General features: G+C 57.4%; 1 protein-coding gene. It reads right to left on the reverse strand.

Features of this window, described 5'->3' with window-relative positions; all coding sequences use genetic code 11:
• Nucleotides 1–350: efflux RND transporter permease subunit (locus QPK27_RS25275; protein ID WP_290420895.1), on the reverse strand; the 350-nt coding region annotated here is incomplete at both ends.

The raw sequence follows: 350 nt of genomic DNA on the forward strand, positions 1-350 counted from the left end.
AGCTTCTTCTGCATATCGACTGATTGGGTGAGGCTGGTCGCCGGAATGCGTAGAGCCTGGATCGCAATGTCGCCTTCATTTAAATTGGGAATGAATTCGCTCCCGAGTCGTGTCGCCAGCAGTCCGGACAGGACCACGGTGACTATTGATGCCGTCAGCACGATCGGTCCGTTACGCAGGACAGCGCGCAATGCAGGCGCATAGGCATTACGCGCCATCGTCATCAAGCGGTTCTCCTTTTCGGCCACGCGCTTGCCGATGAACAGGGCAACGGCCGCAGGCACGAACGTGATCGACAGAATCATCGCGCCAAGCAAAGCTATGACGACAGCGAACGCCATCGGGTGGAA

Source organism: Massilia sp. YIM B02443 (assembly GCF_030411955.1).
Classification (GTDB): Bacteria; Pseudomonadota; Gammaproteobacteria; order Burkholderiales; family Burkholderiaceae_D; genus Telluria.